The 18,091-nt window shown below is 66.8% G+C and carries 18 protein-coding genes, 1 pseudogene and 1 other annotated feature; of the genes and pseudogenes, 10 read left to right on the plus strand and 9 right to left on the minus strand.

Features of this window, described 5'->3' with window-relative positions; translation table 11 throughout:
• Positions 1-34 precede the first annotated feature (34 nt).
• The 6 genes from HC022_RS01340 to HC022_RS01365 all read left to right on the plus strand — a co-directional run bounded on the left by HC022_RS01340 (position 35) and on the right by HC022_RS01365 (position 6,887).
• Positions 35-319 carry a hypothetical protein gene (locus tag HC022_RS01340; protein WP_175583403.1) on the plus strand — a complete coding sequence of 95 codons (285 nt, stop codon included), beginning with the start codon at positions 35-37 and terminating at the stop codon, positions 317-319.
• A 14-nt stretch (positions 320-333) separates the two neighbouring features.
• Entirely contained in the window at positions 334-1,284 is a 951-nt protein-coding gene (gene bhcB / locus HC022_RS01345) for a beta-hydroxyaspartate dehydratase BhcB (RefSeq protein ID WP_175583407.1), read from the plus strand.
• A gap of 52 nt (positions 1,285-1,336) precedes the next feature.
• Positions 1,337-2,500: a 3-hydroxy-D-aspartate aldolase BhcC gene (gene bhcC, locus HC022_RS01350; protein WP_167451053.1), complete on the plus strand. Its 1,164-nt coding sequence runs from the start codon at positions 1,337-1,339 to the stop codon at positions 2,498-2,500.
• A 116-nt stretch (positions 2,501-2,616) separates the two neighbouring features.
• Positions 2,617-3,582 (plus strand): iminosuccinate reductase BhcD, encoded by a 966-nt coding sequence (gene bhcD, locus HC022_RS01355; RefSeq protein WP_167451054.1) that lies wholly within the window; start codon positions 2,617-2,619, stop codon positions 3,580-3,582.
• 22 nt (positions 3,583-3,604) lie between these two features.
• Complete coding sequence (locus HC022_RS01360; protein WP_167451055.1) at positions 3,605-4,591, plus strand: type I glyceraldehyde-3-phosphate dehydrogenase; 987 nt, start codon at positions 3,605-3,607, stop codon at positions 4,589-4,591.
• Positions 4,592-4,607: 16 nt separating this feature from the next.
• Positions 4,608-6,887 (plus strand): NADP-dependent malic enzyme, encoded by a 2,280-nt coding sequence (locus HC022_RS01365; protein ID WP_167451056.1) that lies wholly within the window; start codon positions 4,608-4,610, stop codon positions 6,885-6,887.
• Between the two features lie 64 nt (positions 6,888-6,951).
• On the opposite strand, the gene HC022_RS01370 is transcribed toward HC022_RS01365, so the two are convergent.
• From HC022_RS01370 to HC022_RS01395, 6 genes are all read right to left on the minus strand, one after another.
• Complete coding sequence (locus tag HC022_RS01370) at positions 6,952-7,737, minus strand: enoyl-CoA hydratase (RefSeq protein WP_167451057.1); 786 nt, start codon at positions 7,735-7,737, stop codon at positions 6,952-6,954.
• Complete coding sequence (locus tag HC022_RS01375; RefSeq protein WP_089962406.1) at positions 7,730-8,917, minus strand: CaiB/BaiF CoA-transferase family protein; 1,188 nt, start codon at positions 8,915-8,917, stop codon at positions 7,730-7,732. Before HC022_RS01375 ends, HC022_RS01370 begins: the two co-directional genes overlap by 8 nt.
• A gap of 49 nt (positions 8,918-8,966) precedes the next feature.
• The gene (locus HC022_RS01380) at positions 8,967-10,247 is read right to left on the minus strand and encodes a TRAP transporter large permease (protein WP_175583404.1); all 1,281 of its coding nucleotides are present in this window, start codon (positions 10,245-10,247) and stop codon (positions 8,967-8,969) included.
• Positions 10,244-10,846 carry a TRAP transporter small permease gene (locus HC022_RS01385; protein WP_008887436.1) on the minus strand — a complete coding sequence of 201 codons (603 nt, stop codon included), beginning with the start codon at positions 10,844-10,846 and terminating at the stop codon, positions 10,244-10,246. The genes HC022_RS01380 and HC022_RS01385 overlap by 4 nt, the downstream gene beginning before the upstream one ends.
• A gap of 72 nt (positions 10,847-10,918) precedes the next feature.
• Positions 10,919-11,902, minus strand: coding sequence for a TRAP transporter substrate-binding protein (locus HC022_RS01390; protein WP_008887352.1), 984 nt, complete (start codon positions 11,900-11,902; stop codon positions 10,919-10,921).
• Positions 11,903-12,338: 436 nt separating this feature from the next.
• A complete protein-coding gene (locus tag HC022_RS01395; RefSeq protein ID WP_167451058.1) occupies positions 12,339-13,031 on the minus strand; it encodes a helix-turn-helix domain-containing protein in 693 nt (230 codons plus the stop codon).
• A gap of 141 nt (positions 13,032-13,172) precedes the next feature.
• Here HC022_RS01395 and HC022_RS01400 point away from each other — a divergent pair, with 141 nt between their 5' ends.
• Both HC022_RS01400 and HC022_RS01405 read left to right on the plus strand, forming a co-directional pair.
• Positions 13,173-13,973 (plus strand): class I SAM-dependent methyltransferase, encoded by an 801-nt coding sequence (locus HC022_RS01400; RefSeq protein WP_167451059.1) that lies wholly within the window; start codon positions 13,173-13,175, stop codon positions 13,971-13,973.
• A gap of 150 nt (positions 13,974-14,123) precedes the next feature.
• Positions 14,124-14,444: a DUF1330 domain-containing protein gene (locus HC022_RS01405; protein WP_008887479.1), complete on the plus strand. Its 321-nt coding sequence runs from the start codon at positions 14,124-14,126 to the stop codon at positions 14,442-14,444.
• A 16-nt stretch (positions 14,445-14,460) separates the two neighbouring features.
• On the opposite strand, the gene HC022_RS01410 is transcribed toward HC022_RS01405, so the two are convergent.
• The gene (locus HC022_RS01410; RefSeq protein ID WP_175583406.1) at positions 14,461-14,934 is read right to left on the minus strand and encodes a hypothetical protein; all 474 of its coding nucleotides are present in this window, start codon (positions 14,932-14,934) and stop codon (positions 14,461-14,463) included.
• Between the two features lie 93 nt (positions 14,935-15,027).
• Between HC022_RS01410 and HC022_RS01415 the strand changes: the two are divergent.
• Both HC022_RS01415 and HC022_RS01420 read left to right on the plus strand, forming a co-directional pair.
• Positions 15,028-15,962, plus strand: a pseudogene (locus HC022_RS01415) (DDE-type integrase/transposase/recombinase).
• Positions 15,309-15,499 (plus strand) — a sequence feature (AL1L pseudoknot). (Overlaps the previous pseudogene by 191 nt.)
• 75 nt (positions 15,963-16,037) lie before the next feature.
• A complete protein-coding gene (locus HC022_RS01420) occupies positions 16,038-16,481 on the plus strand; it encodes an acetyltransferase (RefSeq protein WP_167451060.1) in 444 nt (147 codons plus the stop codon).
• A gap of 342 nt (positions 16,482-16,823) precedes the next feature.
• Here HC022_RS01420 and HC022_RS01425 read toward each other — a convergent pair whose 3' ends face one another.
• Both HC022_RS01425 and HC022_RS01430 read right to left on the minus strand, forming a co-directional pair.
• Positions 16,824-17,228 carry a VOC family protein gene (locus tag HC022_RS01425; protein ID WP_167451061.1) on the minus strand — a complete coding sequence of 135 codons (405 nt, stop codon included), beginning with the start codon at positions 17,226-17,228 and terminating at the stop codon, positions 16,824-16,826.
• A 566-nt stretch (positions 17,229-17,794) separates the two neighbouring features.
• Entirely contained in the window at positions 17,795-18,034 is a 240-nt protein-coding gene (locus HC022_RS01430; RefSeq protein ID WP_167451062.1) for a hypothetical protein, read from the minus strand.
• Positions 18,035-18,091 lie beyond the last annotated feature (57 nt).

Below are 18,091 nucleotides of genomic sequence, written 5' to 3' on the forward strand. Positions count from 1 at the left end.
ACCGGCCCGTACCCCCCAACCGGAAGTCTGCGTCATGAGCCTTCGGGCCCCGACCATCGTTCCCGGCCCGACGAAGCTGCCCAAGGGCTTCGACGCCCCCGCGATCGTGCGCCGCGCCGCCAACACCTATGGCGTGGCCCTGGGCGAGGTGGCGGGCAAGGTGTTCCGCATCGGTCATCCCGGCAGCCTGACCGGGGTCATGAGGCCTTCGAGGCTGGCCAGGCTCGAGAGGTGCATGGCCGATATCGGCTCGGGCGTCGCTGCCGCGCAGGAATTCTTCCGCAGACACCCCGCCAACACCGCCAGAGAGGTCGCCTGATGAACGCCCCAACGATGATCATCCCCACCTATGACGACATGCTCGCCGCGCACGAGCGGATCAGGCCGCACATCCGCCGCACGCCGGTGCGCACCTCGGACTATCTCAATGAGCTGACCGGCGCCGAGCTCTTCTTCAAGTGCGAGAACTTCCAGGAGCCCGGCGCCTTCAAGGTGCGCGGTGCCGCCAACGCGGTCTTCGGCCTCTCCGAGGCACAGGCGGAAAAGGGCGTGGCGACGCATTCCTCGGGCAACCACGCCTCGTGCCTGAGCTATGCGGCGATGCTGCGCGGCATCCCCTGCAACGTGGTCATGCCGCGCACCGCGCCGCAGGCCAAGAAGGACACAGTACGCCGCTACGGCGGGCGGATCACCGAATGCGAGCCCTCGACGTCTTCGCGCGAAGAGACCTTCGCCCTGATCCAGGAAGAGACGGGCGGCGATTTCGTCCACCCCTACAACGACCCGCGCGTCATCGCCGGGCAAGGCACCTGCTCCAGGGAATTCATCGAGCAGACCGACGGGCTCGACATGGTGGTGGCGCCCATCGGTGGTGGCGGCATGATCTCGGGAACCTGCCTGACGCTCTCGACGCTGGCGCCCGAGTGCCAGGTCATCGCCGCCGAGCCCGAGCAGGCCGACGATGCCTATCGCAGCTTCAAGGCCGGTCACATCATCGCCGACGACGCGCCCAAGACCATCGCCGACGGGCTGCTGGTGCCGCTCAAGGACCTGACCTGGCATTTCGTCTCCAACCACGTGTCCGAGATCTACACCGCCTCGGACCCCGAGATCGTCGACGCGATGAAGCTGATCTGGAAGCATCTGCGCGTGGTCATGGAGCCGTCGAGCGCCGTGCCGCTGGCCATCGTCCTCAAGAACCCCGACGCCTTCCGCGGCAAGCGCGTGGGCCTCGTGATCACCGGCGGCAATGTCGATCTCGACCGCCTGCCCTGGCTTGCCTAAGCCGCCCCGCGACTTTCCGAGTCATTCCGAGACACCAAAGGGAGACACCCCGATGAAAGACATAGCCGATTTCGACCAGTACGACGTGGGTTTCGACATTCCGGCCAAGCCCGGCATGGACGAGGCGGACATCCAGACCCCCTGCCTCGTGCTCGACCTCGACGCGCTCGAGCGCAACATCAAGGTGATGGGCGACTATGCCAAGGCGCACGGCATGCGCCACCGGGTGCATGGCAAGATGCACAAGTCGGTGGACGTGGCGAAGCTGCAGGAGAAGCTCGGCGGCGCCGTCGGCGTCTGCTGCCAGAAGGTCTCCGAGGCCGAGGTCTTTGCGCGCGGCGGCATCAAGGACGTGCTCGTGTCCAACCAAGTGCGCGATCCGCAGAAGATCGACCGGCTGGCGCAGCTGCCCAAACTCGGCGGCCGGATCATCGTCTGCGTCGATGACGTGGACAACGTGGCCGAGTTGTCAGGGGCGGCGGTCAGGCACGGCACCGAGCTCGACGTCTTCATCGAGATCGACTGCGGCGCCGGGCGCTGCGGCGTGTCCTCCACCCCCGCGGTGGTCGAGATCGCCAAGGCCGTCGAGGCCGCGCCCAACCTCAATTTTGCGGGCATCCAGGCCTATCAGGGCGCGATGCAGCACATCGACAGCTACGAGGCGCGGAAAGAGAAGCTCGACACCGCCATCGCCATGGTCAAGGACGCCGTGGCAGGGCTCAAGGCCGAGGGCATCGGCTGCGACCTGGTCTCGGGCGGCGGCACCGGGTCCTATTATTTCGAGAGCAACTCGGGCGTCTATAACGAGCTGCAGTGCGGCTCCTACGCCTTCATGGACGCCGACTACGGCCGGATCCTCGACAAGGACGGCAAGCGCATCGACCAGGGCGAGTGGCAGAACGCCTTCTTTATTCTCACCCAGGTCATGAGCCACGCCAAGCCCGACAAGGCGATCTGCGACGCGGGGCTCAAGGCGCAGTCGGTGGACTCCGGGCTTCCGGTGATCTTCGGTCGCACCGATGTCGAATACGTCAAGTGCTCGGACGAGCACGGCGTGATCTCGGACCCCGAGGGCGTGCTCAAGGTGGGCGAGAAGCTGCGGCTGGTGCCGGGCCACTGCGACCCCACCGCCAACGTGCACGATTGGTACGTAGGCGTCCGGAACGGCAAGGTCGAGACGGTCTGGCCGGTCTCGGCGCGCGGCAAGGCCTACTGAGCCCACGCGCCTTTGCAGATAGGGGCAGGCCTGCGAGGGGCCTGCAAGCCGCCCGTGTGCAGGCCACCCTTTGCCCGTTGCACACGGGCGCACCACATGACGACAGGAGAGCAACGATGCTGATCGTTCCCGAGCGCGAGATCGGCGCGCTGATGACGCGCGCCTCGGCCTTCGAGGCGGTGGAGAAGGTCTTCGCGGCCATGGCCTCGGGCGAGGCCTACAATTTCCCGGTGATCCGCGAAGCCATCGGGCATGAGGACGCGCTCTACGGCTTCAAGGGCGGCTTCGACCGCGCCGGGCTAACGCTGGGACTGAAGGCGGGGGGCTACTGGCCGAACAACCTCGAGAAGTTCAAGGTCATCAACCACCAGTCCACGGTGTTTCTCTTCGATCCGGACACCGGCAAGGTCGCGGCCATGGTCGGCGGCAACCTCCTGACCGCGCTGCGCACCGCCGCTGCGTCGTCGGTGTCGATCGCGCATCTGGCGCGCAGGGACGCAAAGGTCATGGGCATGGTCGGCGCCGGGCATCAGGCGACGTTCCAGCTGCGCGCAGCCCTCGAGCAGCGCCCCTTCGAGAAGGTCATCGGCTGGAACCTTCACCCCGAGATGCTGCCCAACATCGAGACCGTCGCCGACGAGGCCGGCCTGCCCTTCGAGGCGGTGCCGCTCGAGGGCATGCGCGAGGCGGACGTGATCGTGTCGATCACCTCGTCCTTCGCGCCGAGCCTGATGGCCGCCCACGTGAGCCCCGGCACTCACCTCGCCTGCATGGGCACCGACACCCGGGGCAAGCAGGAGGTCGAGGCCGCGCTGCTGGCCGTGGCCACCGTCTTTACCGACGAGGTCGCCCAGTCGGTCAGCATCGGCGAGGCGCAGCACGCGGTGGCCGAGGGGCTGATCTCGGAAGGCGACGTCCACCAGATCGGCGCGGTGATCAACGGCAGCCACCCGGGACGCCGCTCGGACGACGAGATCACGCTCTTCGACGGCACCGGCGTGGGGCTGCAGGATCTTGCGGTTGCGGCTGCGGTGGTAGACCTAGCAGTGGAGAAGGGCATCGCCATCGAGGTCGATGTCTGACCCCAGCTCATGAGGCATCGCCATGGCACGTCCCGTCCGCATCTTCATCAATGGCTTCGGTCGCATCGGCCGCACTGTCTTCCGACAGGTGGTCACCGGCAGCCGCCCGGTCGAGATCGTGGGCATCAACGACGTGGCGCCGCTCGAGACCTGCGCCTACCTGCTGCGCTATGACAGCGTCTATGGCCCCTTCCCCGCCCCGGTGGAGACGGCCCCAGATGCGCTGATCGTGGCCGGGGGCCGCGTGCCCTTCCACGCGGTGACCGACCTGCGCGAGCTCGATCTCACGGGCGTCGACGTGGTGCTGGAATGCACCGGGCGGGCGAAAAGCCGCGACGTGGCCGAGGCCGGGCTCGACGCCGGTGCGGCACGGGTGCTGATCTCGGGGCCGTCGAAGGCGGCTGACCTGACCGTGGTGCTGGGCGCCAGCGACGCGCTGCCCGAGGGCGTGCGGATCGTGTCGAACGCGTCCTGCACCACCAACGCCATTGCGCCGCTGCTGCGGGCGCTGGACGAGTGCTGCGGCATCGCGCGGGCGCATGTCACGACGGTTCACTGCGCCACCGGCAGCCAGCCCACCGTCGACCGCCCCGGCGAGACGCTCGAACGCAGCCGCGCGGCCAACGAGTCCATCGTGCCCACCTCGACCAGCGCCGCCGCGCAGGTGGCGAACGTGCTGCCGGGGCTCGCGGACCGGCTCAGCATCGCCGCCGTGCGGATCCCGTCGATCTCGGTCTCGGCGGTGGATGCGGTGATCCAGTTCACCTCGCCGCCCGCTGACGTCGAGGCGCTGCTCGACCGGATCGCCGACGGACAGGTCATTGGTTCCTGCGCCGATCCCTGCGTCTCGTTCGATTTCCGCGGCCGACAGGAGAGCCTGATCCTCGCCCGGACAGAAACCCAGTCCGTGGGGCCCGACCAGCTGCGGATCTTCGGCTGGTACGACAATGAATCCGGCTTTTCCGCGCGGATGCTCGACATGACGGAGCGCCTCGCCCCGCCGTCCTGACACCAAGGAGACACCCATGGCCCTCGACAAGACCACGCCCCCGCCCGAACAGCAGGCCGCGCTCGACTACCACGCCTTCCCGACCCCCGGTAAGCTCGAGATCCGCGCGACCAAGCCCATGGCCACGGCGCGGGATCTGTCGCGGGCCTATTCTCCGGGCGTCGCCGATGCCTGCATGGAGATCGCGCGCGACCCGTCGCTGGTCACCCGTTACACCGCCCGGCGAAACCTCGTGGCGGTGGTGTCGAACGGCAGCGCGGTGCTGGGGCTCGGCAACATCGGGGCGCTGGCCAGCAAGCCGGTGATGGAGGGCAAGGCGGTGCTCTTCAAGAAATTCGCCAACATCGACTGCTTCGATCTCGAGGTGAACGAGACCGATCCCGAGGCACTGGCCGACTGGGTCTGCAAGCTTGAACCCACCTTCGGGGCCATCAACCTCGAGGACATCAAGGCGCCCGACTGTTTCGTGGTCGAGCGGATCTGCCGCGAGCGCATGGGCATCCCGGTGTTTCACGACGACCAGCACGGCACCGCCATCGTGGTCGCTGCCGCCGCCCAGAACGCGCTGCACATCGCGGGCAAGGAGCCGTCAGCGGTGCGGCTCGTGGGCATCGGCGCGGGGGCTGCGGGCACCGCCTGCCTCGCGATGCTGGCCAATCTCGGGATCCCCGAGCGCAACATCACCGTCTTCGACAAGGATGGCGTGCTGCACGCGGGCCGCGACGACCTCGCCCCCGAGCAGCGCCGCTTCGCCCATGCGCCCGAGGGCACCACGCTGACCGAGGCCCTGACAGGCGCCGACATGGTGCTGGGCGTTTCGGGACCCGGCGTGCTCACACCCGAGATGGTCGCGGGCATGTCCGAGCGGCCGGTGATCCTCGCGCTCGCGAACCCGGTGCCCGAGATCATGCCCGACCTTGCCCGCGCCGCCGCCCCCGGCGCGATGATCGCCACTGGCCGGTCGGACATCCCGAACCAGGTCAACAACGTGCTCTGCTTCCCGTTCATCTTCCGGGGCGCGCTCGACGTCGAGGCGACCGAGATCAACGACGCCATGAAGCTCGCCTGCGTCGACGCCATCGCCGCGCTTGCCCGCCAGACCACCACCGCCGAGGTGGGCGAGGTCTACCAGGACGAGACGCTGAGCTTCGGTCCCGACTACCTGATCCCCAAGCCATTCGACCCGCGGCTGCTGCCTACCATTGCCGTGGCCGTGGCGCGCGCCGCGATGGAAAGCGGCGTGGCGCGCCGGCCGCTGGATCTCGACGCCTACCGCGAGAGCCTCGAGGCGCAGGTGTTCCGCTCGTCGCTGACCATGCGCGGCGTGACCGAGGCGGCGCGCCGCTCGCGCCGGCGCATCGTCTTTGCCGAGGGCGAGGATCGCCGGGTGCTGCGCGCGGTGCAGGGGCTGGCCGAGGACGGCATCCACACGCCGATCCTCGTGGGCCGCCCGGACGTCATCGCGCAGCGGCTCGACCAGATGGAGCTGCCGGTGGTGCCTGGGCGCGACTTCGAGATCGTGAACCCCGAGAGCGACGAGCGCTACACCGATTACTGGCGCGACTACCACGAGCTGATGAAGCGGCAGGGGGTGACGCCGGACCTCGCCCGCGCCATCCTGCGCACCAACACCACCGCGATTGCCGCGCTGATGGTGCGCAGGGGCGATGCCGACAGCATGATCTGCGGTACTTTCGGGCAATATTCATGGCATCTAAACTACATCCGGCAGGTTCTTGAGACGGGTGGCCTGTCGCCCGCGGGGGCTCTGTCGCTCATCATCCTCGACGAGGGGCCGCTGTTCATCGCCGACACCCACGTCAGTTTCGAGTCCGATGGCGCCACGCTTGCCCGCACCGTCGAGGCCGCCGCCCGGCACGTGCGGCGCTTCGGGATCGAGCCGCGCATCGCGCTTTGCTCGCGCTCGCAGTTCGGCAATTTCGACTGCCGCTCGGGAATGGCAATGCGCGAGGCGCTGGCGATCCTCGACGCCAAGGGCGTGGATTTCGAATACGAGGGCGAGATGCACACCGAGCTTGCCCTGAACCCCGAGCTGCGCGAGCGGCTGCTGCCGGGCAACCGGCTGACGGGACGCGCCAACGTGCTGATCTATGCCAACACCGACGCGGCGGGCGCGGCGCGGGACCTGCTCAAGGGCGTGGCCGAAGGGCTCGAGGTCGGGCCGATCCTGATGGGCATGGGCAACCGCGCCCATATCGTGACCCCCGAGGTGACCCAGCGCGGGCTCATCAATATCGCGACGCTCGCAAGCGCCGACGTGGCAAGCTACGGCTGAAACGAAAGCGCGCCGCCGGCTCTGATGCCGACGGCGCGCGGGCTGCTCGGTTTTTCTTGGGATGTCAGGTCCCGGACCAGACCGGCTTGCGCTTGCCGAGGAAGGCCTCGACGCCTTCGCGGAAGTCCCGGCTTCCGTAGATCCGGGCGATGGTCGCGGCATCGTCGGGGACGTCGCCCACAAGGTTGCGGAACATCTCGCGGCAGGCGCCGATGGTCAGCGGCGCGGCCTTGCAGAGCCTGTCCACCGTGCGCGCGACCTCGTCCTCGAGCGCGTCGGAGGGCACGCAGGCGGTGGCAAAGCCCAGCCGGTGCACCGTTTCGCCGTCGAGCGCCAGCGACAGCAGCAGCATCTGCTTGGCCGGACCCTCGCCGAAGGCCCGGACCAGCCGCGCGACGTTGGCCTGCGACAGGCAGTTGCCCACGGTGCGCGCGATGGGCACGCCGAACCGCGCCTCGGGGGTGACGATGCGCAGGTCGCAGGCGGCGGTGATCACCAGCCCCCCGCCCATGGCCGGGCCGTCCACCACCGCGAGCGTGGTCGCGGGCAGCGCCTCGACCCGGCGAATGGCGGCGTCGATCCGCTTTTCGTAGGGGACGCCGTCCTTGCCGCGCTCGAAGGCAGTGAATTCCGAGATGTCGGTGCCCGCCACGAAGGCGGCGCCCCTGCCCCGGAAGACGATGGCCCGCAGGTCGGGCTGGGCCTCGAGCGTATCGCAGATCTCGCCCAGCTGTCGGTACATCTCGAAGGTCATGGCGTTGCGCGCCTCGGACCGGTCGAAGGTGACGGTCGCCACGCCCGCCTCGACCGCCAGCCGCACATCGCCCCGGCTGTGCAGCGTGTCAGCCATTGGACACCTGCCTTTCGCCGAGGCTGCGCAGCTCGGCCAGGATCTCGTCGCGGTGCTCGTCGAGCAGCGGCGGGTGGCGGCGCACCTGCTGCGGCGTACCGCGCAGCTTGACCGGGAAGCCGATGTTCTTGACCTCGCCTTCGACGGGGTGCTGGATCGGCATCACCATGTTGCGCTCGTCCGCGTGCGGATTGTCCAGCGCCTCGGCGTAATCGAGGATCGAGCCCGCCGGGATGCCCGCCTCAAGCAGCGTCTCGACCCAGTGCTCGCGGGTCTGCCCGGTGAAGGTGGTTTCGAGCTCGGCGATCAGCGCATCGCGGTTGGCAAGGCGCAGGGCGTTGGTCTCGAACAGCGGATGCACAGGCAGGTCCGGGCGCTCCATCACCTCGCAGAGCTTGCGGAAAGCGCGGTCGTTGTTGGCGCCCAGCACGAAATGGCCATCCTTGGCGCGCACCGCCTGGTAGGGTGCCGCCATGCGGTTGGCGGTGCCGATGCGCTGCGGCACGTTGCCGGTGCCCCAGAAATCGCAGATGTCCCAGACCGCGAACGACAGCCCCGCCTCGTAGAGCGAGGCGTCGATGAATTGCCCCTGCCCGGTGGTCTGGCGCCCGATATAGGCGCTGAGGATGGCGTAGACGGCAAAGAGCGAGCAGCCGATGTCGGCCACCGGCACACCGGATTTCGCAGGCGGCCCGTCGGGGGCGCCGGTGATCGACATGACCCCCGAGGCCGCCTGCGCCATCAGGTCGAAGCCGGGGCGCTTCCACCACGGGCCGGACTGGCCGAAGCCCGAGATGCTGGCGTAGATCACCCCGGGGTTCACCGCCTTGATGGTCTCGTAATCGAGCCCCATGCGGGCCATGGCGCCGGGGCGGTAGTTCTCGACGATGACGTCGGCGGTCTCGACGAGGCGCAGGTAGGTCTCGCGCCCTTCCTCGGACTTCAGGTCCAGCACGATGGAGCGCTTGTTGCGGTTCATGTTGAGAAAGCCGAGGCTGTCGTCGCCCTTGAGCTTGAAGCCCATCGAGCTGCGGGTCTGGTCGCCGGTGGGCGGCTCGACCTTGATCACGTCGGCGCCGAGGTCGCCCAGCAGCATGCAGGCGAAGGGTCCCGCCATCACCTGGCTCACGTCGAGCACGCGGATGCCTTCGAGCGGAAGCGGCGTCTTGGACTGGCTCATGGATATCTCCTCCGGAGTTGAATGTGTGAGGGGGCCGAGGCCGGCCCGCTCAGTAGACGAGGTTCACCAGTGCCAGCGAGATGCCGGGGAAGTAGGTGCAGATGATCAGCAGCGCGAGCAGCGCGCCGATGAAGGGCAGGTTCGCCTTGGTCGTGGCCCAGATGTCGGCGCGTGCGATCGAGCAGGCCGCGATGAGCACCGAGGCAACCGGGGGCGTCTGCTGCCCGATGGCGAGGTTCAGCGTCACCACGAGGCCGAAGTGCACCGGGTCGATGCCCGCGGCGAGCACCATCGGCATGACGATGGGCACCACGAGGATGATCGCCGCGGCCGAGTGCAGGAACATGCCAAGCGCGAGGAAGGCGAAGTTGAGCATCAGCAGGATGAGGTACTTGTTCTCGGTCACGCCGCCGATGGCCTGCGCCAGCTGCTGCGGAAGCTGTGCCTCGGTCAGGAAACCGCCGATCAGGTACGACGCCGCCACCAGCAGCATCACCACCGCGGTCTGCAGCCCGCTGTCGATCAGCGCCTTGTAGAGCGCCTTGATGTCGAACTCGCGGTAGATCACGCCCGAGATGAACAGTGCCGCCACCACCGCGAGGCCCGCACCTTCGGTCGCGGTCACGATGCCGCCGAAGATGCCGCCGAGGATGATGACGGGCAGCATCAGCGCCCAGCCCGCTTCCTTCAGCTTCACCCAGACGTTGCGGGCGCTGAAGCGCTCTTCGACGGGGAAGTTGTAGCGCCGGGCCTGGATGTAGGCCGCGATGGCAAGGCAGATGGCACCGACGATGCCGGGGCCGAAGCCCGCGACGAACATCTTCACCACCGATTGCTGCGCCATCACCGCGTAGAGGATCATCGGGATCGACGGCGGCAGGATGATCGCGAGGCTCGAGGCCGAGGAACAGATCGCCGCAGAGAACTCCTTGGAATAGCCCTTCTTGCGCATCGCCGGGATCAGGATCGAACCAAGCGCCGCGACGCCCGCGACCGCAGAGCCCGAGATCTCGGCAAAGAACATCGACGCGCCGATGCAGACGAACGAAAGCCCGCCTCGGATGAAGCCCACGAGTGCCGAGGCGAGACCGATCAGCCGCTTCGAGATCGACGAGGCGTTCATGATGGCGCCCGCCAGCACGAAGAGCGGGATCGCCAGCAGCGGGAAGCTCGAGGCACCCTCGAACATGGTGAGCGCGAGGTTGGGCAGCATGTCCGCCCCCTGCACCGTCACCACCGCCGCGATGGCGACCAGACCCAGCGCCACGGCGATGGGCACGTTCAGAAGCGAGAGGCCGAAGAGGCCGAAAAGCATGTAGCCGATGGTCATGACGCGTCTCCGAGGCGCGGTTCGCCGTGGGCGGCGCGGTGGGTCTTGTGGGCGGGGCCCTCGTCCTGCTCGGCCTCGAGCTCGGCCAGCGCCTCGCGCACCTCGTGGTCGACGAAGCCCGAGCCGCGGGCATCGCGCATCACTTCCGGCAGGCGCATTGCCTCGGCCAGCATGAAGAGCACGGCCCCGAGCGGGATGATCGACTGGGTGAGCTGCACCGAGACCGCCGGCAGCGTCACCAGGGTCATGCCCTCGAGAATGAGCAGCACTTCGAGCCCGGCATAGGCCATGAGGCCGAAGAACAGGAAGACGCAGGCCTCGGAGAACACCGTGGCGGCGACGCGCATGTTGGGCGGAAGCGCGTTGACGACGCCGGGAAAGCCGATGTGCGCGCCCTTCAGCGCGGCGAGCGCGCTGCCGAAGTAAGTCATCCAGACCAGGCCGATGGAGGCGACCTCGTCATACCAGACCAGCGGGCTGCCGGCGTAGCGGAAGAGGGTTCCGCAGACGATGAGGATGGTCAGGGCCGCGACGATGGCGGCCGTGATCACCTCGAGCAGGGTTTCGAACCCCTGTCTCAGGCTGTTGAGCGATAGCATGTGTCTCTCCGGGGGAATTCGCTACGTGCCACGGGGCCGGCACCCCTCGGCGCCGGCCCCGCGACGTCAGGCTCAGTTCGTGGCGGGGGCGAGGTTGCGGGCCTGTTCGACCAGCTCGGCACCACCTTCGACGCTGTTGGCGAACTCCTCGTAGACCGGGGCCGAGGCGTCGATGAAGGCCTGCAGGTCGACCTCGTTTACCTCCATGCCCGCTTCCTTGAGCTTGCCGAGCAGCTCGGTGTCGAGGCGGGCGGCGATCTCGTAGACCACCGGCTGCATCTCCTGCGCGGTCTCGGTCAGGATCTGCTGCACCTCGGGCGAGAATTTCGAGAACGACCGGCCGGCGGTCACGTAGCCCGGCGTGTAGACGTGGTTGCTGATCGAGAGGTACTTCTGCACCTCGTAGAAGCGCGCCGGGTAGATCTGGGCGTAGGGGTTCTCCTGCCCGTCCATCACGCCGGTCTGCAGGCCCACGAAGACCTCGGAGAAGGCCATCGGGCTGGGGCTCGCGCCGTAGCTCTCGAACATCTTCACGCGCCATTCGCTGCCCGGAACGCGCAGCTTGATGCCCTTGAGGTCGGCGGGCGTGACGATGGGCCGGCGGTTGTTGGTGATCTGGCGGAAGCCGTTCTCCCAGACGCCGATGACGTGGTAGCCGGCCTCTTCGGCCTTGGGCACAAGCGTCGGCATCACGATCTCTTCGCTGATCCTGGCCATGTGCTCGCGGCTCTGCACGAGATAGGGCATCTCGAAGAGGCCGAACTCGGAGACCATCGTTGACATGATGCTCGACGGCAGCGCCAGGTCGACGGTGCCGAGCTTCAGTTTCTGCAGCATTGCCTTGTCATTGCCGAGCTGGCTCGAGCCGTAGACGATGACCTTGCCCTGATCGCCGAGCTTCTCGTTGGCGCGCTTGGCGAACTCGGTGGCGCTGAGGTCCATCAGCGAGCCCGGCTCACCCACGTGCCCGAACTTGATCTCGGTCTGGGCCGCGGCGGCTGTTGCAAGGCCGAGGCTGGCCACGAGGGCTCCGACCAGCAGGTTACGACGTTTCATGACTTTCTCCTCCCATGGATGCGGTCTTTCACCGCGCAGGACGCCAGTGCGCAGCCCTGCAACGAAGGCGTGCGCGATCTGTGCCGCCTGTGGCGACACATGCCCCGAACCGGGCGGCGTCTTGCCCGACCCCGGGGCAGAACTCGAATGATGTGCAACGGCAGGCGTGCCGTCACAGGCACCGGAACGTCAGCCGCCCCGGCGAGTCTTCACATGAAATGTGCAGTTGCCTCTCGGCGCCGCGGGATGCGGCGTCCGGTCTTCTCTCCCGTTCGCTCCGGATGGACTCACTCCTCTTGTTCGTCCTCCGAATTGCATTCTGAATATTGTATTAAGTATGTATTGGTCAACTGAAACTTGACCGCCCCTGCCCCACAGCCTTCGCTGCGACCGTTTCTCCGGCGCGTCGTTGACGTCGGAAGGGGGGCAGGACGGCTCAGCCGTCGCGCACGGCCAGCGCGCTCAGCGAGAACCAGCGCGAGAAGGCCGCCACGTGCGGCCGGTCGCCTTCGAGCACGATGTCGCGCCCGCGGAGCGCCGCCTCCAGCGGCAGGTGGCCGAGCCAGATCCGCGTCATCGTGCGGATCCCGGCGGTGACCGTCAGGTCGGTGTCATAGCCCGGGTCGCGCAGGCAGATCTCGACCTCGCCGTCGCGGAACAGCAGCCAGAAGCGGGACTTCCGGGCGGGCACGCCGAGGAAATGGAAGCAGACCGCGAACTGCCGGTCGGCCGGGATGCCCTCGTGCGTGGCGCGGCGCCGGATGTTCCACATCAACAGGTCGGGATCGAGGTTCTCGTCTTTCGTCATGTCGTCGCGGCTGTGCGCCTGTGCCCAGCGGCCCATGCTCTCGAGCACCGGGAACAGCGCGCGGCCGGCCTCGGTCAGGCCGTAGACGTTGCCCTTGCCGGTTTCGGCGCGGATGCAGGTGACGATGCCGCCCAGCTCGAGCTCCTTCAGGCGCTGGGACAGCAGGGCGCTGGAGATCCGGGGCAGGCCCCGGCGCAGATCGGCGTAGCGGCTGCTGCCGAAGTAGAGCTCGCGCACGATGAGCGGGGTCCAGCGCGTGGTGAGCACCTCGGACGCCCGCGCGATCGGGCAGAACTGACCGTATCCCTGACGTGTGCCCATGCGTCGAAGGCTACCGTGGCACCCGGCCGCCGCTCAACTTCATTTTCTGAACTTGATCGATTTTTGTCCCGGGCGACAATGGGGCCTGCGTTTTGGGCCGGGCCAGCGATGTGCCCGGCATGGGCAAGGGAGGGGACGACCGTGGACACCGACACCAAGTTCGACGCCTGGACGGCCGGGCAGAGCTACGAGCATTACATGGGCCGCTGGAGCCACCTCGTCGCGGCGCGGTTCCTCGACTGGCTCGAGGCGCCGGAGGGCGCCGACTGGCTCGAGCTCGGCTGCGGGACGGGGGCGCTGACCTCTGCCATCCTTGAGCGGTGCGCGCCGCGGACGGTCCTCGCGACCGACGCCTCGGCCGCGTTCGTCGCCCACGCGCGGCAGGCCATCGACGACCCGCGCGCCCGCTTCGAGACCGCCACGGCGCAAGAGCTGCCCGCAGGGGATGGCCGCGTCGACGTGGTAACCTCGGGGCTGGTGCTGAATTTCGTGCCGGATCGCGTGGCGGGTCTGGCCGAGATGCTGCGGGTTCTGCGCCCGGGCGGGCTGCTCTCGTTCTACGTCTGGGACTACCCGGGCGGCGGCATCGGCTTCATCGACGCCTTCTGGAAGGCCGCCGCCGCGCTAGATCCCAAGGCCGCGGAGCTCGACGAGGGCGCGCGCTTCCCCTTCTGCACCGCCGACGGGCTGGCGGCGCTCTGCTCCGACGCGGGCATCGGGGACGCCGAGATCACCGTCATCGAGATCGACACGCCCTTCCCCGGGTTCGAAGCCTTCTGGCAGCCCTTCACCCTCGGCGCCGGCCCCGCGCCCGGCTATTGCCTCAGCCTGCCGGAAGAGGACCGCAGGGCGCTGAAATCGCTGTTGGAAAGCCAGCTGGGACCGGAGGGGCCGGCAGCCTTGCGCGCCCGGGCCTGGGCGGTGAAGGCGCGGCGCCCGTGACGCGCCCGCGCTGGTGCAGCCTGCCGGGCTCCGCTCATCCAAGGCGCCGGCCTTGCCAGATGTGGCCATCGGGGCGATCCTGAAGGGACTCAGGGCCCGCCGTGCCGGAGGAGCGCACCCGGGCCCGCATGGGCCAGGGAGGGCGCCGGAATGACCGTCTATTTTCTTGTCGACATCAGGGATGTGAGCAACACGGAGAAGCTCGCCGAATACCGCGCAGGCGTGCTTGCCACCGTCGAGGCGCACGGCGGGCGCTACCTCGTGCTGGGCGGGCCCGCAGACGTTGTCGAGGGGACATGGAGCATCGGCACGCCGGTGCTGCTCGAGTTCCCGTCGCGGATCGCCTTCGACGGCTGGTACCATTCCGAGGAATACGCGCCGTTGCGCAAGCTGCGCCTCGACGCGACCTCGGGCGCCGCGCTCTGCATCGAGGGCTGCAAGCACCCGCCCGCCGCGCTTCTGCCGGGCTAGGCGGCGGCGGCACCGGTCAGTCTATCAGCAGGCGCCGCGCCCGGCGGTCATCCGGCGTCTCGATATGCGGCTCGCGCCCGCCACGCAGGATCGAGTTGCCCGCGTAGAGCGTGCGCTGGTCGATGGCGGGCGGGTTCAGCCAGTGCTCCTCGGCCATCTGCCCCGATTGCCCGTAGGCCTCGAGCGCGTTGCGGTAGCACACCCGCTCCACCGTTTCGGGCGGGATGCCGCGCTCGAGCGCCAGCTGCGCGGTCTTCGCCACGCCGAGACAATCCGAGATGCCCCAGTCGCAGGCGCTGTCCACGATGATCCGCTCGCCGCCGTACCGGCGCAGGATCTCGACCATGCGGGCGTTGCCCATCTTGGTGGACGGGTAAATCGAGAACCCGGCCCAGAAGCCGCGCTGCAGGGTCTCGGCCACGGTCTCCTCGTTGTTGTGGTCGATGATCACCATGCCGTGGTCGAGCCCGTGCTCGTCGCAGACATCCATCGACCGCGACGTACCCTGCTTCTTGTCGCGGTGCGGGGTGTGAACCGCGCCGGGTATGCCGGAGGCTCCAACTCCTGAGTAGGATGGAGCATCATGAGCAAGACGACGAACAAGTTTTCCCCCGAAGTGCGTGAGCGTGCCGTGCACCTGGTTCTCTACAATGAGGGTCAGCATGGATCGCGCTGGCAGGCGGTCATGTCGATTTCCGCGAAGATCGGCTGTGCGCCGCAGACCCTGAACGAGTGGGTCAAGAAGGCCGACATCGACAGCGGCAAGCGCGCGGGCATCCCGCCCGACATGGCAGAGAAGATGAAGGCGCTGGAACGGGAGAACCGGGAGCTGCGCCAGGCAAACGAGATCTTGCGCAAGGCGAGCGCATATTTTGCGATGATCGAAGGCAGCAGCGGCATCGCGTCGAGCGCTGCCTGAGATGCTCGACCGCCGGTCGAAGTGATGGTCGGGTTCATCCATTGCCGGCAGGCGTTTGCAAGCAAACGCCGAGAGGGACGATCAGCGTGAGGCGCACGGGGTCGAGCCGATCTGCAGAGTTCTGCCGATCGCCCCATCCACCTACTACGATCACCGTACGAGGCGGGCAGGCCCTCACCTTTTGTCATCGACGCCTACGCACGCCGGATCGTCGGTTGGCGGGCGAGCCAGACCGCGCGCCCAGGCTTTGTGCTCGATGCCCTCGAACAGGCTGTCTATGATCGCCGCCCGGTCAAGGGCGCGGGGCTCGTCCACCATTCCGACCGCGGGTCGCAATACCTGTCCATTCGCTACCGGCATCGAACCATCCGTGGGCAGCGTCGACGACAGCTACGACAACGCGTTGGCCGAGACGATCAATGGCCTGTTCAAGGCCGAGGTCATCCACCGTCGTGGGCCGTGGCGCAACTTCGAGGCCGTCGAATATGCCACCCTCGAATGGGTCGACTGGTTCAACAACCGCCGCTTGCTCGAGCCGATCGGCGGAAGCAGAGGCAAACTTCTACCCCGCTCAGGAAACTGAAGACATGGCCGCGTAACTAACCCAAATCAGCCTCCGGAAAACCCGGCGCGGTTCACTTTGCGGAAAATTGGACGGTTATGTAGAAGGCTCCATGCTTACTTTCAGACCCTCAACAGATCAGGACTTACCGCGCGTCATGGAGATATGGCGCCGGGCGGTCGACGCCACTCATCACTTCCTTGCGCCCGTCGACAGGTCTGCCATTGAGGCCGAGCTTTTGGAGTTCTTCCTACAGCTAAGCCTGCAACTTGCGGTCGGTGCCGACGACACGCCGCAGGGGTTCATGTTCGTGCATGACGGGCACCTCGAGGCACTGTTTATTGACCCGGATCAACATGGAAAGGGGATCGGCAAAGCCTTCATATCGCGAGCCATCGCCGCCCATCCTGAGCTGACAACCGATGTGAACGAACAAAACCCAGAGGCGCTCGCGTTCTATGAGCATGTCGGTTTCGTCCGCACCGGAACGTCTTCCCATGATGGTCAGGGGAGACCTTATCCACTCATACATTTGCGGCATCAGTCACAAATGTGAGCGGCGGCCCCGTCGCCTTGCTGTCGGACACTGCGTTTCTCGTCCTCGTGTGGCGAATGACGGGAAGGTCCGCACTGCCGACCTTGGGTCGTTGGAAATGCTGCGGCGGGGATGAATGGCCGCTTCGGCGACGCTGCGCTGCGGCACAGGCGGTCGCTTCGAACGGCCAAATTGGGCCGACACCAGGCATGTCTGTGAGCAGTGAAGATGTTAGGCCCGGCAGATAGGCCGCCGGTATGCAGCGCCTAAGCGCCGCGTGATTACCTTGGCCTCTTTTCAGCTCTCAACGCTGTCGATGGAGCATGATGGAGCCCACGGCAAGAAAGAGGCCAAGGTAATCACTCACGGTACTTTCTGCGTATCATGGAAAAAGGGGTCGTCGGCGTTCTTCAGGCTACAGACATTTCCGTCCGGATCGGTAAAGGAACCAGTGACGCCCCAGCTGTGATGCTTCGTTTCAACATCGATGCCTTGGGCCTCTAACATGATCGCTGCGGCGGCGACGTCAGGGACATTGAATCGTATGACGGTCGGGTTCTCGGACCGAGCCTTCCGTCGGTCTTGGGCAGCGCCTCCGCTCTCGATCATGAGGTATGCGGCCCCGAAGCGGAGGCAGCAAAGCCCCTCTTTCTCGTACCACAAAGGTAGGCCGAGCTTTTCACGATAGAACGCGACGCATTCGTCAAACTTCTCGGTAAACAGTATGACCCCGTAGCACTCCACTTGACCTGCCAGCGTTTCGTTCATCGCAACCAATTCCAAGCTCCTGAAAGAACCCGCTCACCTCGTGAGTTCAGGTCCGGAATGAACCCGTCCCAGTACGGGCAATTTGACGCGTTCGCCATCTGACTACGTATTCGAGCACGAGGCAACCAATGCGCCCACCATCAGCATTTTTCGCCCGCAAAGACGGCGCGAAAGGCAGCTGATGCTCACCACGAACGCCAACTCGGCGATTGAACAGAAACCAGTAGCCTGGACTTCCGCAACTGGAACGGGTCCCACTTGGCGGAAACCGCCACGCAGGTGTATACCAACCCATGTGACTGTCATCGTTTGAGAAAGCCTCAAGTGGGACGGCTGATGGAGAAGTGGGCGGGGTGGGTCCCAGTTCCTGGACCTCGCGAACGCCTCAAACGCGCCCTTCAACGCCCTCTTCAGAGCCCCTTAAACGCTAATTCACAAGGGCTTGCGCAATCCAGCCCACGACGCCCCGAAATGTCGGCCGAACAGCCCAGATCGCCTCATTCGGCCCAGTTTGCCGCTCCGCTGTAAAACTCGATCGACTTTGCGACGCGCCCGGCGCCACCCCTTCAACGCATTGATTTCATGGCCGTCCGGCGTACTCCGGGAACCTCGAGCCTCTTCCGGCATCCACGGTAAGAATGAGCACACCCAACACCCGCGATCCTCCGCAGCAGGGGGGACGTGCCGCAGCCCGAGGGTCTGACGAGGGCCACGAACTCACCGTCGGTGACGTTCAGGTCAATGTCGTGCAGGATCCGGGTCTCGCCGAAGTCCTTGTGAAGGCTGGCAATCGTCAGGTTGGACATGAGATGGCTCCCGCGGTCTTGAAGGTCTTGGTGCCGGCCACGACGCCGCGCCCGGAG

This window comes from Salipiger sp. HF18 (genome assembly GCF_011806505.1).
Classification (GTDB): Bacteria; Pseudomonadota; Alphaproteobacteria; order Rhodobacterales; family Rhodobacteraceae; genus Salipiger; species Salipiger thiooxidans.